1 protein-coding gene is annotated in these 363 nt (G+C 27.8%); it reads right to left on the bottom strand.

All coding sequences use genetic code 11. From position 1 onward, the window contains the following. On the bottom strand, nt 1–363 hold a 363-nt coding region (locus Q3287_RS19570; RefSeq protein ID WP_407964692.1), incomplete at both ends, for an RNA-guided endonuclease TnpB family protein.

Genomic DNA, 363 nt, shown 5'->3' with positions numbered 1-363 from the left:
TTTGTGAACTTGCAAAGAATTTACCTACCTTTACAATTTGTCTACCATACCAATTAGCTTTATATTCTAATTGGCGAACAAATTCTGACCATGACACATCAGAAATTAAGCGAGATAGTTTACGATTTCTAGCCATATTCTTTACTTGTAAATCTTCTATGCAAATAATATCATTCTCTTTTATTAATTTAGTAGATAGTTTTTGTAGAAAATCCTTTCGACTATTAGCTATATGTTCTTGAAGTCTTGCAACTTTTAATCTTGCTTTATTTCTATTTGAACTACCAATTGTTTTTCTTGATAATTCTCTTTGTAATTTAGCAAGTTTGTTTAATGACTTTAGAAGATACTTAGGATTTTCTA

It is taken from the genome of Clostridioides sp. GD02404 (assembly GCF_045898275.1).
GTDB classification, from domain to species: Bacteria; Bacillota; Clostridia; order Peptostreptococcales; family Peptostreptococcaceae; genus Clostridioides; species Clostridioides difficile_A.
Note: the sequence above shows the minus strand (reverse complement) of the source record. Positions and strands in the feature narration are given on the sequence as shown.